Genomic DNA, 16,281 nt, shown 5'->3' with positions numbered 1-16,281 from the left:
ATTCTAAATCTATGACATAAAAAAACCGCCCATTGGGCGGTTTTTAAATTCTTTAAAGATTTAAATGGATTAGTTACCCATCATTTTCTTTCCAGCAGCACTTGCCTTATCAGCAGCTTCTTTTGTAGCATCGCTAGCTTTATCAACTGCGTCATTAGCAGCTTTTTTAGCGTCATCTTTCATTTTACCTGCAGCATCTTTAACATCGTCTGCCGCATTTTCAAGAGCATCACCAGCATCTTCAAGACCTTCTTTTGCATTTTCTAGTCCTTCTTTTGCAGCACCTGTTGCATTATCTGCAGCATTTTCTAGAGCATCTCCAGCTTCTTCAAGACCGTCTTGAGCACCTTCAACTGCATCACCAGCAGCATCTAAAGCGTCGCCAGCAGCATCTCCTGCAGCGTCAGCAGCGTTTTCAACACCGTCAGCAGCGTCTTCCATTCCTTTTTCAACTTCTCTACATCCTACAGCGAACATAAGAGAAAGAGCCATTGCTCCAATAAATAATTTTTTCATTTTGAGGTAGATTTAATAAATTATATAACAAATGTAGTTTTTTTAGTCAAATTTGTTTTACTATTCTTATTAATTCGTTAACATTCGATAAATTGTGTCATTTTATCTATTATGAGTAAAATATCGCAGATTTTGCCTAGTGCCAAAACCGTATAGATGTTATTTCTTCTCACTCAAGTACTTCCAATATCTTTTTGGAACATGTTGTAAATGAAGTTTCATGTTTTTGCGCGACTCGATATTAGTACTTTTAAAATATTGATTCCATAAATCTTTGTAGTTGATCTCGCTTTCGCGAAAGCGAGAACTAACAGCAACTCCTTCTATCTCATCAATAGTAGTATTTGTGATGCCTCGTTGTCCACGTGGTTCATTAAATTCAATGGTCACTTCTTGAACCGTCAGTAAATCATAGCTGATTCCATAATTACGATTGAGATCATAAATTACCCATTTCTGGTCTGCGTAGCGCTTTTTAAAATGATTAGAAATGAGTGGCAGCACGTTAAAATCAGGTTCTATGTTTGCATAGTAGATGTCATCTTCTATGAGGTGAAATCTAACAAATGCTTCCATGCGATGTTTTTCACGACCTACCATTTTTGCGGCTTGTGCAATTTTTAAAACTGTTGAATTTCCAAAATCTCCACTCGGTGCTTTCCTAGTTGCAAATGTGATTCTTAGATATTCATAAATCGTATTTTCTATACCTATAATCTCACTTAAAAAAGACTTATAAATTTGTCTTGAATCTACTTTTTTACATAATGCAGTAAACTTGTTCCATACTCGTTGTCCTTTATCTACATCAGTAATAATTTCTATTGTGCTACCGAAAAGGTCTTTTTGACCATGGGAAGACTTAGCAATTATAGGTGCCTTTATTTTATGGTCATATATGGTATAAATTGCAGTCATTAATCCATTGAAACTACCATCGTATAGAAGTGTTACTGTCATGCAAATAGATTTAATTGATTATTAAAGTTTTTATGGTATTTGCTGGTTGAATTAATCATTATCAAGTTCTTGATTTTAGAACCAGTTAAATCTCTAGATTCAAATTCTTTGGAATCACAAATAATGAAATATTTAGATCGATTCATAGAAATTCCAATTGCTTTCAAATGTTCCCAATTCAATTTTCTGAAACGCCTTGCACTCAGTATTTTCCCTACTGATTTCATACCTATGCCAGGAACTCTGGCAAGCATGAGTTTGTCTGCTCGATTGATATCTATAGGAAATTGGTCAAGATTGCGCAGTGCCCAAGATAACTTTGGATCTATGTCCATATCTAGGTTTTGATGTGTATCATTTAGAATTTCACGCACGTCAAATCCATAAAAACGTAACAACCAATCTGTCTGATATAATCGATTTTCTCGCATCATGGGTACTTCAGTTCCTATGGCTGGTAGTCTAGAATCATCGGCTACCGGAATATAACCGGAGTAATAGACACGTTTCATTTCAAATTTATTATAGAAGAAGTTAGCGCTATACATGATGTCACGATCACTTTCTCCTGTGGCGCCCACGATCATTTGTGTACTCTGACCTGCTGGTGCATAAATAGGTGTGCTTTTAATCAGTTTCTTTTCTGATTTATAAATATGAATCGATTTTTGAACCGCTTTCATAGGCTGGATAAAGTCTTTATGATCTTTATCTGGTGCGAGAAGTTTCAATCCTGCCTTAGTAGGTATTTCAATATTTACTGATAAGCGGTCAGCATATAATCCTGCTTCTTGCATCAACTCATCACTAGCTCCAGGAATAGATTTTAAATGAATGTAGCCATTGAAATTTTCTTCGAGACGCAATTTTTTTGCTACTCGTATCAATCGCTCCATAGTAGCATCGGGACTTTTAAAAATCCCTGAACTTAAAAATAATCCTTCAATGTAATTACGCCTGTAAAAATTAATGGTTAAGTCCACGACTTCCTGCACAGTAAAAGCAGCACGTTTGATATCGTTAGACTTTCTGGTCACGCAATAGGCACAGTCAAAAATGCACACGTTAGTCAGCAAGATTTTGAGCAATGACACACAGCGGCCATCTTCTGTATAACTATGGCATATTCCCATTCCACTGGAATCTCCCAGTCCTTTATTCTTGTTAGCTCGTTTACTACCGCTACTGCTACAACTCACGTCGTATTTTGCAGCATCGGCCAGTATTTCAAGTTTTTCTTTTATTCTCTCGTAGTTCATATACAACTGCCCGCGCATGTGGGCTCTTTTTTAAATTATTAACTGAACTTAATTCAGTGTTTTACTTGTCATGCCGTCGCAGGACGGAATAGCTAGCATTACTTCAATACTTGTTATGGCTTGCTCGATTTCCTTCCACCACCTTTTTGATGAATAGTTCCTTTCTCTATGGATAATTCTGGATTACGGCGACCGTTTCCGTTTCCCATACGGCGATCACGCAAACTGGCTTGTTTATCGAGTCGTTGTATCGTCTGCGGATTCTCCTCTGCATATCTAGGATCTTGAATGTAATCTGCTTTTTTCATGTTGTGAACCTCGATAGAGTAGAAGTCAAATTCTTCTACTACTTTACCATAGATGATGTAAATACCGCTTCCGCGAAAGCGTATTCTAGCAGCCACAGGAGGAAACATAACTGTGTCAAAAAACTCACCTCTGTGATCTAGAAAAGTTCCAAATTGCATGCGTTTTCCTTTTGCCGTAGTTGTGGTTTTTATATTTACTACATAGCCATAGATGAGAATCATTTTGTTGTGATACTGCATCATTTCTTTGCGACCCAATTTATTTCTAGGCGGCTCGCTTAATAAGTCAAAATGAGAACAAAGTGGAAAGCCTAATAATTCAAACTGCTCAAATGCTAGTTCTTCAGGCGTAGTAGAAAGTCTTGGTATTTCCACGTGCTTGTGTTTAGGAACAAACAGTTTGCTTTGAAATACTTTCTTTGGTGTTTTATCCAGCTTATAATGTGCTTGCCACAAGAGCTCATACCGATCGGTATTTGTAAATCTAAAGGCATTAATGCGTATTAAAATAGAAAGTTGCTCGATACTGATGGATACACGATTAATAAAGTCTTCTAGTGACTTGAAAAATCCGTTATTATCACGTTCCTCTATGATTCTTAAAATAGTACGACGTTCCAGTTCTTTTAAATAACTCAACGCTATATAGATAGTTGTATCCTTTATAATAGTAGCAATATCACTGTTGTTGATACACGGCGCTTCTATAATGCCGCCACACATTCTAGCTTCATGAACGTAAAGCTCTGGTTTGTAAAAACCGCCACCATTGTTAAGTGTCGCAGTCATGTATTCTAGCGGGAAATATCTTTTTAAATACAAACTCTGGTAACTTTCCACAGCGTATGATGCAGAGTGACCTTTTGCAAAAGCGTAACCAGCAAAACTCTTAATCTGATTCCATATCTCACGGGATTCTGCTGGATCGTAACCTTCCTTGAGACAGTTGTTAAAGTAATTATCTTCTACTTTTTGAAATTCTTCTCGCGAGCGATATTTACCGCTCATTCCACGTCGTAGCACGTCTGCCTCACCTAAATCTAGTTTTGCATAATTGTGGGCGACCTTAATCACATCTTCTTGATAGACCATAATGCCATAGGTCTCAGGCATAATTCTATTCATTATAGGATGTGCTTCTTTACGTTTCTCAGGATATCGTGTGCGTAGTATAAATTCACGCATCATACCACTTTGTGCCACGCCAGGACGTATGACAGAGCTTGCTGCGACTAGTCCTATGTAGTCATTAGTGGCGAGTTTGCTCAACAACATTCTCATAGCAGGTGACTCTATATAGAAACAACCAATGCATTTAGCCTGTGAGATCATTTTATTGATGCTTTCATCTTTCATGAATTTCTTCACGTCGTTATGAACGTCCATAATGTGCGCACCTGGCTGATTGTATTTTACAATCTCAATAGCATCACGTATTTTTCCTAGTCCACGCTGTGCGAGAATATCAAATTTGTGAATCCCAGCATCTTCAGCAATGTGCATGTCAAACTGCACTGTAGGATAACCTTTAGGCGGTAAACTTGTTGCGCTATAGTAATGAATGGATTTATCAGTAATGAGTATTCCACCAGCGTGAATACTGGTATAGTTGGGCATGCCGTGTATGAGCTTGCTGTATTTGATGACGAGATTGTGCATTTGATCTCGATCATGCTCATGTAATGAGTTGCTGGTTAATTTATCAATCTCTTCTTTAGGAAGTCCAAAGACTTTACCCAACTCACGCATAACTGCGCGTATTTGAAACGTATTATAGGTGGCGAGCAAGGCAACATTATCAAACCGTTCAAAAATAAATCTTGTAATATCTTCTCGATCATCCCATGAAAAATCAATATCAAAATCTGGCGGACTCGTTCTATAATCGTTAATAAACCGCTCAAAGTATAAGTCTAAATCGATAGGATCTACCTCTGTAATTCTTAGTAAGTAGGCAAGAATACTGTTAGCACCACTACCGCGACCTACATAAAAGTAACCGCATTCACGAGCATAACGGCATATCTCCCAATTGATTAGAAAATAAGCGACAAACCCTTTTTTCTTTACGATGCCTAGCTCTTTCTCTATACGGGCAATGACATCTTTTTTATCTTCCGTTTCTGAGTAGCGATGCTCGATTCCATCATAAGCGAGTCTCGTTAATTCTTTAAAATCGGCATCTTCATTTGTAGTAAATACACGTTGATTCTCATTGAGTTGTGCGTTCTCAAAATTGAAATTAATTGAACATTGCGCAAGGAGTTTTTTTGTATTCTCGATGATATGTGGATATTCTTCAAAAGCTTTTTCTAGTTCTTGAACCGGAATCATTTGATGTTCTGTACTGCCTTGCTGAGATTCTGGTAACTGACTCAAAAGAATGTTAAGATCTATGCATCGCAATAGTCTATGAGCATTAAAATCTTTTTTATTCCTAAATGTTGTTGTTTGAAGAACGACAAGCTTATCCTTCATTCTCGCATAATCAGTAAAAGGTAGTTTTCTTAAAGTAGCAGTAGAGATTCCTATGAATTCGCTTTCGCGAAAGCGAGATAACTCCATCTTCATTACTTGTTCTAATGGATAGATGATAAAAGCATTATCAAATGCAGGAGCACGTTTAGGTAAAGGGATTTTATGCTCTAAATGATGTGATAAAAACTCGTTTAATTCCTGAAAACCTTGATTATTTCTAGCGATTCCCACATAGAGTTGCTGGTGCTCGTTCCTAAAATCAATACCTACTATTCCATGAAGTTGATGTTTTGTGCAAAGCCTGATAAAATTGAGACATGCGCTGGTATTATTAATGTCTGTAAGAACTATTGTTTTCAGGCCATTTTGTTGCGCTAGAAGCAATAGGTCTTTCTCGTCATAAGTGCCGTATCGTAAAGAGTAGTATGTGTGGTTGTTTAAATACACGCGGTCTTTGAGTCTTTGAGTTTCCCGAAAATCTTCGGGACAAGTTGTGAGTTTTCCAATTCATAGGTGCGGACTTAAGTCTGTACCTATGAATTATCATGTTTTATAGTGTTTCCTATTTCAGAATTTTAAAATTTAGCCTACTGCTTACGGTGTGCTAGTACCACTGGCGGTAAACCGTTAAAAGGGTTTTGCATTCTACCTATGGTTCTAGCTTCCATTCCGGCAGCTCTCATGACTGTTCTATCTCCATATTTCTCTCTCATTTTATCTAGTGCTTTATATAAATTAATGGCTTGCTCACTATCGTCAAATAGATTGATCTGGTAATTACCGCTCACGATATGTGAAAACCTGATTCCTATTAATCGTATCAATAGACGACGCTGGAAAAGCTTATCAAATAATTCAAGAATATGCGGAATCAAAATATGGTCTGCACTGCAATAAGGAATACGCATTTGCTTGTTGTAAGTATTAAAATCTGAGTAACGTATTTTTACACTTATACAAGCTGTTAATTTATTACCACGTCTCAATTGAAATGCTAGATTCTCAGTCATTGCAATGAGGATAGATTTTAACTTTTTAATATCTATAGTATCCTTATCAAATGTGCGCTCTGTAGAAATTGATTTACGCTCGTTAAAAGCAATTACTGGTCTGTTATCTAAACCTTGCGCACGTTGCCAGATTAAAGAGCCGTTTTTACCCAGTACATTAATCATCATTTCTTGAGGCATTTCTTGTAGGGTATGAATTTTTTTAATTCCTAAATGCCTTAAGGTTTGATAGGTCTTATCGCCCACCTGCGGAATTTTTTTAATTGAAAGTGGTGCGAGAAACATTTTTTCCTGTCCATGATCTATAAGTAGTTGATTGTTAGGTTTTGCTTCTCCTGTTGCTATTTTTGAAACCACTTTATTCACTGATAAGCCAAAAGAAATAGGTAATCCTGTTTCTTCTATAATCTTGCGTCTCATTTCAGTTGCAAACTTGTAACAACCATAAAATCGATCCATTCCAGTGAGGTCTGCATAAAACTCATCGATGCTAGATTTCTCAAAGAGTGGTGATTTTTCTTTAATTATTTCAGTTACTTCGTCAGAATGCTTTGAATAAGTGCCGGCATTACCTCTTATAACTATAGCTTCTGGGCAAAGCTGTCTGGCAAGTTTCATAGACATACCACTGTGAACGCCAAAACCACGAGTCTCATAACTACAAGCTGCTACCACACCACGATCGCTCGTGCCACCTACAAGTATGGGTCTACCTCTAAGACGTGAGTCGATTTTCCTTTCTACAGAAACGTAAAAAGTATCGAGATCCAGATGCATGATTTGTTTTTGACTCATAATTTATTTTCTCGATTCCTTGAGTTAGGCGGTTAAAAAACCTCACTAAGAAAATTCTTGTGAGGTCGTGAAATGAATGAAAAGATAGTGCTGACTAATCTTTCATGTTTCGCAATACCAGTTGATGAATTGTAGGTTCTATGTAATGTGTAAAACCTTCTTTTTCTAATTGATGTTTAAAAGTGATACCATGCCTTTGTAAAATATGCTGGAGTGTACAGTTCACGCGCTCAATTAACTCTTCAGTTTCTGTGATTTGTTCTTTCCATGATTTTATCTTTTTCTCGATTCTTTTTTGAAGTGACTTGTTATGCTCTTTTTGAAAAAGCTGGTCCACTTCCTGTATCAATTCCGTTTTTATGAGTTCTATGTTCATAACAGCTTTTTTAAAATAAAATGAATTGGTCTCCTTCTACAAGTCGTTCTTCTCTTATAGTAAAAGAATGGTCCTCTGCATACTTAAGGCGTTCATAAAGACAACGGTCATAATCTTTGAAGAGTTTCTCACCAGTAGGTTTTAATAACTCCAGTCCGTTAGCATCTGGTTTTTTAATTTTTTGAGATATAGGATAAGCATTGAATCCTTTAGATTCAAAAGGCTTCATGAGTTTAGAAATCTCTGTAGTACTCAAGTCAGGTTGAATCCATCGTTGCTCATCTTCTTTACTTAAAACAACAGGAGATCTATGATGACCTATACGGCTTATTAATCGGTTTGCGGTAGTGGTAACCATCGCAACAGTATGATGAATTTCTCCAGTAAGTGGATGTTGCCATGTGTCATAGATTCCTGCGATGGCAAATGGTCCACGATCACGATTAGGATAAACTAAGTAAGGTTTATTTAGTTTCTCTTGCTTAGGTCCTTCTATAAAAGCGTCCACTAGAATTAAACAACGTTGTGATTTAATTGCTTGACGGAACATGGGTTTATTATATATGCCCAGCGGTCCTTTATAATTTATGTCGTTATCTATATTAAGGCTGCCTTCACAACGAGCATTAAGCATATAAGTTTGCTTGTGTGCCCAGTGAGGTGTAAAACCGTAAGTGAATAATTGAATTTCACCTGGTGCTTCACTTGTTATTACAGGAATCTTGTCACCAGCAGATATGTTTACATTCTCTGGTAATTGAACATTATTTTTAAAAACAGCATTAAAGCGTTTTTCTAGTTCTTCTTGATGCGTAATTATAGTTGCTCTTCCACACATAATAATTTGTTTTATGGAATTATTCCAAGAATCGTTCCGTTTTACGTTTCAAATATATGGAATAATTCCAATAACTAGGAAATAATCCTATGTTAAAATTGGAATTATTCCTAAAAGGTCTATATTTGTCTTATGGCACAAGAGATATCTATAGAAGCAAAACGCTTCAAACAAATACGAGAAGAGTTAGGAAAGACCCAATCTGAGTTTGCTGAACTGCTCGATGCAGGAAGTACTACTGCAGATATTGAACGTGGTAAAAAGAAAATTACCGGTAAGATTGTGACCGAGCTCCTGCGTCAGTTTCATATCAATCCTTTATGGTTATATGGAAACAGTTATAATAAGAATCTTGAAACTACAGGAAGTACCGCTCCTAAAATTATCACTATGGATACTAGCGAGCGTGAAAACATGATTATGGTTCCCATAAAAGCGAGCGCTGGATATGCGAGTAATGTATTAGATACTGACTGGTATCAAGAGTTGCCTGCCTTTAATATACCGTTACCGCAATATAAAGAAGGAAGTTATAGAGCCTTTCAAGTGCGAGGTGATAGTATGTTGCCCGTGTTACAACCGGCAGAATGGGTCATGGGAAAAGCAGTAGAAAGTGTACGACAGGCAAATGATAATCGCATTCATGTGGTAGTTACTGCAGATACTGTCGTGGTTAAAAAACTACGTAAATCTGAAATTGAGAATCAAGTAAACTTAATTTCTCTAAATAGAGATTATCCAGTTATCGAACAATCCATTGCAGACATAAAAGAGTTATGGGAAGTAAATTCTAAATTGAGTTTTGACCTAGATGTTCATGAAGGTGAAGAAGCCATGATTTCTTTGAAACAAGGGCTTGATAATCTGAGACAAGAAATACAGAGCATAAAAAAAGGAACCTCATAAAGGTTCCTTTATTAAATGACATTTTAAGAACGATTAGTTATCGTCACCTATTTTTTCAATTTCTTCATTAATTTCCTCGTTGATTTCCTTATCAACTTTCTTTGCAGCACGCTCTAACATACCTTCTGCCTCTTCAGTAGTCTCTTTAGTTTCTGTTTCTACTTCTTTGATGATAGTTTTAGTTTCTGTCTCTCTACAAGAAGTTAATGCAGTTGCAGTTAATAATAATATTGCAGCACTTAAAACAATTTTTTTCATAATAATGGTTGATTTAGTTAAAGTGTAAATGTATTAAAATGTAAAAACCTGTTATCTTATGAATTTCATAAATTATCTTAAAGTTAATTAAAGAAATTAGTGTTTTAGCAAAATCGGAGTAGCTGTCCGTATGTTATTTGAAGTAACATTCTACAAAATCTAATGGTTTTCAGAGAAAATATATTGAATTTCAAAGAATTAATCTTTCTTATAGAATACCTTAAACTCTGCGCCTATTCCATAATTATCATGGCCACTGCGTACTAATGATGAGTTAGGATTGTATTCTAGATCAAACAGCACCCATTCCTTATTATTATAAAAAATGCGACGTACCCATGTTTGCTTTCCTTCAATCTCATCAGTAAACGGTAATAAAGGCCTGTAGGTTGTAGATACTTTGCGCAATCCACGCACCGTTTCAATCTCACGATATTTTTTAGCTTTAATCAATTTTCCATCTGGTGTTGTATAACCTAGGATTTGGATCGCCGCAAAAATTCCATTTTTAGGAATATTGATATTCAAATGGTCTATATCGAGTTCTATAACATCATCAGATTTTTCAGTAATCACATATGTCATGCTGGGATAAAAAGAACGGTAAGCTGGTTTGCCATTTTCTACGTCATAAAACATAACACGTATCATGGTAGAAAAAGCACGCAATTTGCCCTTTTTACTTACTTGACTTTCTTCTTTAACAATAGGAAATTGAAGTTGAGAAATACGAGTAGGTTGATGGTCTATTCTATCGAACCGCACAGCAATTTCAGATTCTACGGTAGGTAACCAGCAGTTGAAATAATTATCGTGTGCAACAGGCTTTTGTTTTTTATTTTTAAACTTTCCGTTTAATTCTGCGCTTAGCATCACAGCTTCTAGCTCGTCAGCTTCTTGTGATAATAAAATTTCTGATCCCAGCGAGCTAGCTGCCACGCTCAGATCTTGATACCCGATAGATGATATGTGTAGTGAATCTACGTCTTTATATAGCTTTCGCGAAAAGCGGAACACACCATCATCATCTGCAAAGGTGCCTTTTCCATCTCCAAAGCTAATCGTAGCAAAGGGAACGCCTTTTTTTGTAGCAGTATCTTTAATGGAGATATCCTGGCCTAATGCCAAAACACCAACTAATAATATGCTAAGAAATAACCAGTTTTTCATCTATTTGTTTTAAATAATGCAAGACTTCACGAGTCGCGCCAGTATTGCTATTAATCCAGTGTCCACAAATCATTCCAGTTTTCTCACATAAATGATGATCTGTAAGCAGTTGATCCATAATTTCCATAAAGTCTCCTGGCGTTGCGACTGAGAACAAACCACCTAAGTCTTCTAGTTTTCCAGCTTCAGGGAATTTTTCATAATTCTTACCTATGATTACTGGAACGCCATAAGTGGCAGCTTCAAGAATATTATGAAGACCGCTGTTTCCCATTGCGCCACCTACATAAGCAATGGTTGCATAGCTGTAAACTTTAGTCAGCAATCCTATAGTATCAATAATTAAAGTGTTGTTTTGCTCCAGTATGGCAATACTTTTAGGTGTTAGTGTTTTATGATTGCGCTTGAGTGATGACCACAATATAGGTTCGTCATCGAGTTGTTTTACAAGAGCATTAATTTTATCAGTTTCTACTTCATGCGGTGCAATAACAATTTTACAATCTCCAGATTCATAATTTTCGCGCAGCCACTCTTGTAATACAAGAATATCTTCGGGCCAGCTGCTGCCTACAACGAGGCACTTTTTATTATCAATAAAATGCTCTAAGAAATCGAGCTGGTTATCTCTTTCTATGAGTTGGCTTGCTCGGTCAAATCTAGTATCGCCGCTAACACTGGAATTATTAAATCCTAAATCACCTAGATGTCTATAAGAATCTTCATTTTGTAAAAAGAAATGATCAATGGCATTGAGATATTTTTTCATCCAGCTGCCGTACCATGAATTAAAAGTAGAACTCTTCCTGAAGATACCACTCACCAGTATGGTTTTTACATCTCGCTTTTGTAACTCGTTCAAGTAATTAGGCCAAAATTCATACTTGACCATAATCGCTAGCGATGGATTTACAATCTCCATAAATTTTGATGCATTTGCGGCCGTATCTATGGGAAGATAACAAACGGTATCTGCTAGAACTGTATTCTTTTTATTCTCATAACCACTTGGCGAGAAGAATGTTAAGATGACTTGATACGCATCTCTATTCAATTGTTCAAGAATAGGAACCACTTGCTCAAATTCACCTAAACTAGCAGCGTGCACCCATATTTTAGGAACTGTTTTCTTAACGTTTTGATCAAGAATATCCCAGGTTCGCGCACGACCTTGCGCACCTAGCTTCAGTTTTTTATTAAAAACACCGGCAACGGGTAACGTGGCTTGAACACAAGTAGTAAGACAATTGTATAGTAATTTCAATCCAGTAGGTTTTAATCAAAAATAGGATAAAAAATTATGGTTGGGCATTGCACTCTTTATTATGTATTTTTACAATAATCATCGCAATAGGAGCGATGTCACAAATACTTTTCCCAAATGCGTAAAATTCAGATGGTTGACCTTAAAGGTCAGTACGAGAAAATAAAAGACCAAGTTAATAGCGGCGTGATGAGCGTTATAGAATCTACGGCGTTTATAAACGGTCCTGAGGTTCATTCTTTTCAAAAAGAGTTAGAAGACTATTTAGGTGTTAAACATGTGATTCCATGTGCAAATGGAACTGACGCATTGCAAATCGCAATGATGGGTTTAGGATTACAACCAGGAGATGAAGTCATCACAGCCGATTTTACTTTTGCCGCAACCGTTGAAGTTATCGCCTTATTGAACTTGACTCCAGTGCTAGTAGATGTGAATCCATTTGATTTTAATATTGATACTGAAGCGATAAGAAAAGCTATTACTCCTAAAACTAAAGCCATTGTACCGGTGCATCTGTTTGGACTGGCAGCAAACATGGATGAAATCATGGCAATCGCAAAGGAGCATGATTTGTTTGTAATAGAAGATAATGCTCAAGGAATAGGTTCTAATTATATGCACAGCAATGGTGCAAAAGCTAAAACAGGAACCATAGGTCACGTAGGAACGACTTCATTTTTTCCATCTAAGAACTTAGGATGTTATGGTGATGGTGGAGCTATTTTCACAAATGATGATGAACTCGCTCATACAATTAGAGGAGTTGTAAATCACGGAATGTATGAACGTTATCACCACGATGTTGTAGGTGTGAATTCACGTCTGGATTCCATGCAAGCAACCATTTTAAGAGCAAAATTACCGCATTTAGATGCTTATAATAATGCTCGTAGAGATGCTGCTAGAAAATATACAGCCGCTTTTGCTAGTAATGAAAAAATCATCACACCACTAGTTTGTGATAGTTGTGATTGTCACGTGTTTCATCAATACACACTAGTGATTAAAGACGCAAACCGCGATGAACTCGTAAAGCACTTACAGGCAAACGATATCCCATGCGGTGTTTACTACCCGATTCCTTTACATCTTCAAAAAGCATATGCAGACGAGCGATACAATGAAGACGACTTTAAAGTAACTAACCAGCTCGTGAAGGAATGCATCTCGTTACCTATGCACACAGAGCTGGACGATGAGCAAATAAAGTTTATTACAGATACTATTTTAGAGTTTGTGAATCGATAAAGGATGACGCATCGCAGTCTATTAGTCATTGTTTTAAGAATGGCAGGAATCTTTCTTTTCACTAAGATTTTTGATCATTTTGCAGTGCATGTGTTCTCAATATGGTCTGTAGCTGCAATTGATGCGATGAGTGATTTATTAAGAGTGCCATTTGATAAATACTATGTATCAAACGTTTTCCTGTTAATTGTAAATATTATTGTTTCCTTATTCCTAATAATAAAGGCAGAATGGATTGCTGCGAGGCTGATTAAAAAAAATGATACGATAACAATTGATTTAAATTCTAAATCACTCACTAAAATCATTCTCTTAACTACCAGTGTGATATGGATAGCTCAGTCGATATATTTACTTCCTCAAGCGATTGAATTCTTCTATTCATTCATTAAAACTATTCTTGACAATTGGAGCTCTTCTGCTTCTGACTTTGAGATAATGCCGTATCTGTTAAGATTTGTATTAGCTTTAATCTTCATTTTGAGAATTGATAAAATCACAAACTGGATTACAAAGAAAATTTAATTCTTTTTTAGGTCCCATAATTGATAATAGAACCACTATGAAAGTAATCTTAAACATTCTTTTTATAGTGGTTTTTTTGTGTCACGCTTTTGCGAAAGCGCAATTAAAACCAGGCCACTGCTATTTTATAACTGCCGAGAGTGGACTGAATTTACGTTCTGGTCCAGGAACAGATTATGATGTCGTTGAAAAGTTACCTTATGGAGCTCAACTTAAAGTAATTGAGAATGTTCCTGCAACAGGCAAAACTCATGTGCTAGATAATGGCGTGAAGAAATATGGGCAATGGGTGAAAGTGGCGCCTACATTTTATGATTATCTATATGCTCAGAAGCAAGAAATGTATGTATTTGATGTTTTTTTATCACAACATTTAAATTCCATTCCGCCGGCGAGTTTGCATAATTTTGTAGAACTCTATGATGTTGCGTCGCATGATGATTATAAGCCACTCATGGGAGTTTCATCACGTCGTGAAATGTGGGAAACAGGTCAGCAATGTGATGTGCGTTATGAAAACAATCCTGCTGCCAAAGAAGCACTCAAAAATATCATCCAGTTTGAAGTGGTGCGTTTAGAAGATTATATCAAACAAAAAATGATAGGTAACTATGAGATAGATGATACCTGGCAACCTAAAAAATTCAAGCTAGAGCACGATTACAGACCAGTAGAATGGGAACAATATTATTTACCTCTTGATGGAGGAAGAGATTCTATTTTAATAAAAGATCACACTGGAGAATGGGCTTCAAAAACTGAGTATTATGGTCAAATTGATGAGCTCGATAGTTATTTAATATCAGGCTTTGCAGAAGATGCAGAGGTTATTATGGTGAACCGGACTACTGGGAAAAAAAGCATACTATCCAGTGGTTTTCCTAATATCTCACCACGAGGTGAATACATGATTGCCGAATATTATAATGGATTTGATTCTACTACTTATTTTACCGTAACTGAATTTGATGAAGAAACGATACCACAAGGTGCGTTTATCACATTTTCAAGTTGGATTACAGCAGGTGGGATTTTCTGGATTGCAGAGAATCAGTTTATCATAGGTGTTTTACCTATGGATACAGCTTTTCAAAATGATGCTATACAAAGTAAGACATCAGTAATTTATTTAAAAGGGACGATTCAGTTTTAATATGAGAATATTACTTACATTTTTATTGTTGTTGAATTACGCTTTCGCGAAAGCGGAAAACACATCATCTTATGATAAAGAATGTATTTATGTTATTGCAAAAAACGGCTTGAATATGCGCGATGTCGCTGGACCAGAAGGTAACGTGATTACAAAATTCCCATACGGCACAAAACTAGACTGGTCACCACCAGGATCGAGAGATGTAAAAACTTATGTCATCGATAATGGAAAGAAACTAGAAGGTTACTGGGTGAAAGTTTGGAAAAGTGTTCCTTATGAAGATTTAAAAGGTAATCCAGGCGGTTATGTGTTCAGCGCTTATTTGAGTTATCATTTAGAGGACTTGCCTGAAAGTGCTTTGTATCTTTTTAATGAGTTTGGTTATAAAAATGCTTCTCAAGATATTTTATACAGTGCTTACTATGAGGTGGATGAAGAAACCTATAATTATAGTGCTTATATAGATTGTTATCCACGGTATCAAGAACATGTGGAGCCATTAACAATAAATAACGCGATAAAATCTGATTATGGAAATGATGCCATGACGTTTCTAAAATCCAAGATTAAATTAGAACCGGTTGAGCTAGAAAATGTTATTCATAAAAGGAAGTCATCAACTTATGACATAGATTATTCTAATAAGCCAGAATATATTTATACTGAAGGAAATGCAAAAGATGGTGGCTGGTTTAAATTTGACTTGCCTTTAAAAAATGGACTTACAAAAACTATCGAGCCGTGGCTAGGTGAGTTCTCTTATAATCACCATTATCTAGGTAAAATTGAGGCACTAAATCTTTATGTTCTTTACGCAGATTTTGAAGGAAGAGAATATTATGGTATCGATATGAATACTGGTAAAAAAAGACAGGTTCATTTGAATATTTCTCCACAATCTGATTACTCTGTTGAGTTTGGACATTTCTATATGGAGACAGGTGCGCAATTAGAAATCAAATATTTAGATAGTAATCTAGATTCACACGAGTATTTGAGTATCAATTTTCAGTCTTGGGAGATTGATGGAAACTTGAATAGTTCGTTTTGGATATCAGACAAGGAATTGATTTTAAAAGTTCATCCTATAGATAGTGCTGTTACGGGAACTTATTATGATGATCGCAAAGAAGAACACAACTGGCAATATTTGAAATTGACGATTCTGTAGTTGTTTTAAAATTGCAATTTCATAACTTCACGGTTCAAAT

The 16,281-nt window shown here is 36.2% G+C and carries 15 protein-coding genes; 5 read left to right on the top strand and 10 right to left on the bottom strand.

Features of this window, described 5'->3' with window-relative positions; all coding sequences use genetic code 11:
• Window positions 1–69 precede the first annotated feature (69 nt).
• The 7 genes from ACSHWW_RS04000 to ACSHWW_RS03970 form a co-directional block, all read right to left on the bottom strand.
• Window positions 70–516: a hypothetical protein gene (locus ACSHWW_RS04000; RefSeq protein ID WP_435681125.1), complete on the bottom strand. Its 447-nt coding sequence runs from the start codon at window positions 514–516 to the stop codon at window positions 70–72.
• 159 nt (window positions 517–675) lie between these two features.
• The gene (locus ACSHWW_RS03995) at window positions 676–1,476 is read right to left on the bottom strand and encodes a TIGR03915 family putative DNA repair protein (protein WP_435681124.1); all 801 of its coding nucleotides are present in this window, start codon (window positions 1,474–1,476) and stop codon (window positions 676–678) included.
• Window positions 1,473–2,735, bottom strand: a complete 1,263-nt coding sequence (locus tag ACSHWW_RS03990; protein ID WP_435681319.1) for a putative DNA modification/repair radical SAM protein — start codon at window positions 2,733–2,735, stop codon at window positions 1,473–1,475. The genes ACSHWW_RS03995 and ACSHWW_RS03990 overlap by 4 nt, the downstream gene beginning before the upstream one ends.
• A gap of 113 nt (window positions 2,736–2,848) precedes the next feature.
• On the bottom strand, window positions 2,849–5,968 hold the full coding sequence (locus tag ACSHWW_RS03985; protein WP_435681123.1) for a DNA polymerase III subunit alpha: 3,120 nt from the start codon (window positions 5,966–5,968) through the stop codon (window positions 2,849–2,851).
• Window positions 5,969–6,108: 140 nt separating this feature from the next.
• A complete protein-coding gene (dinB, locus tag ACSHWW_RS03980; protein ID WP_435681122.1) occupies window positions 6,109–7,326 on the bottom strand; it encodes a DNA polymerase IV in 1,218 nt (405 codons plus the stop codon).
• A gap of 94 nt (window positions 7,327–7,420) precedes the next feature.
• Window positions 7,421–7,702 (bottom strand): hypothetical protein, encoded by a 282-nt coding sequence (locus ACSHWW_RS03975; RefSeq protein ID WP_435681121.1) that lies wholly within the window; start codon window positions 7,700–7,702, stop codon window positions 7,421–7,423.
• A gap of 10 nt (window positions 7,703–7,712) precedes the next feature.
• Window positions 7,713–8,540, bottom strand: coding sequence for an SOS response-associated peptidase (locus ACSHWW_RS03970; RefSeq protein WP_435681120.1), 828 nt, complete (start codon window positions 8,538–8,540; stop codon window positions 7,713–7,715).
• A gap of 132 nt (window positions 8,541–8,672) precedes the next feature.
• On the opposite strand from ACSHWW_RS03970, the gene ACSHWW_RS03965 reads away from it, so the two are divergent.
• A complete protein-coding gene (locus tag ACSHWW_RS03965; protein WP_435681119.1) occupies window positions 8,673–9,446 on the top strand; it encodes a LexA family transcriptional regulator in 774 nt (257 codons plus the stop codon).
• Between the two features lie 33 nt (window positions 9,447–9,479).
• Here the strand turns inward: ACSHWW_RS03965 and ACSHWW_RS03960 are convergent, their stop codons facing one another.
• The 3 genes from ACSHWW_RS03960 to ACSHWW_RS03950 all read right to left on the bottom strand — a co-directional run bounded on the left by ACSHWW_RS03960 (window position 9,480) and on the right by ACSHWW_RS03950 (window position 12,138).
• Entirely contained in the window at window positions 9,480–9,704 is a 225-nt protein-coding gene (locus ACSHWW_RS03960; protein WP_435681118.1) for a hypothetical protein, read from the bottom strand.
• Between the two features lie 198 nt (window positions 9,705–9,902).
• Window positions 9,903–10,874 carry a carboxypeptidase-like regulatory domain-containing protein gene (locus ACSHWW_RS03955; protein WP_435681117.1) on the bottom strand — a complete coding sequence of 324 codons (972 nt, stop codon included), beginning with the start codon at window positions 10,872–10,874 and terminating at the stop codon, window positions 9,903–9,905.
• The gene (locus tag ACSHWW_RS03950) at window positions 10,852–12,138 is read right to left on the bottom strand and encodes a 3-deoxy-D-manno-octulosonic acid transferase (RefSeq protein WP_435681116.1); all 1,287 of its coding nucleotides are present in this window, start codon (window positions 12,136–12,138) and stop codon (window positions 10,852–10,854) included. The genes ACSHWW_RS03955 and ACSHWW_RS03950 overlap by 23 nt, the downstream gene beginning before the upstream one ends.
• A 117-nt stretch (window positions 12,139–12,255) precedes the next feature.
• Here ACSHWW_RS03950 and ACSHWW_RS03945 point away from each other — a divergent pair, with 117 nt between their 5' ends.
• Genes ACSHWW_RS03945 through ACSHWW_RS03930 form a run of 4 tightly spaced genes read left to right on the top strand, consistent with a single transcriptional unit; the run spans window position 12,256 to window position 16,241 of the window.
• Window positions 12,256–13,389: a DegT/DnrJ/EryC1/StrS family aminotransferase gene (locus tag ACSHWW_RS03945; RefSeq protein ID WP_435681115.1), complete on the top strand. Its 1,134-nt coding sequence runs from the start codon at window positions 12,256–12,258 to the stop codon at window positions 13,387–13,389.
• Window positions 13,390–13,428: 39 nt separating this feature from the next.
• Window positions 13,429–13,914, top strand: a complete 486-nt coding sequence (locus tag ACSHWW_RS03940; RefSeq protein WP_435681114.1) for a hypothetical protein — start codon at window positions 13,429–13,431, stop codon at window positions 13,912–13,914.
• Between the two features lie 37 nt (window positions 13,915–13,951).
• Window positions 13,952–15,067 carry an SH3 domain-containing protein gene (locus ACSHWW_RS03935; protein WP_435681113.1) on the top strand — a complete coding sequence of 372 codons (1,116 nt, stop codon included), beginning with the start codon at window positions 13,952–13,954 and terminating at the stop codon, window positions 15,065–15,067.
• A gap of 1 nt (window position 15,068) precedes the next feature.
• The gene (locus tag ACSHWW_RS03930; RefSeq protein WP_435681112.1) at window positions 15,069–16,241 is read left to right on the top strand and encodes an SH3 domain-containing protein; all 1,173 of its coding nucleotides are present in this window, start codon (window positions 15,069–15,071) and stop codon (window positions 16,239–16,241) included.
• Window positions 16,242–16,281 lie beyond the last annotated feature (40 nt).

The organism is Nonlabens sp., from assembly GCF_051251825.1.
Lineage (GTDB): Bacteria > Bacteroidota > Bacteroidia > Flavobacteriales > Flavobacteriaceae > Nonlabens.
The sequence above is the reverse complement of the archived record's forward strand: the minus strand, read 5'-3'. Positions and strand labels throughout refer to the sequence as shown.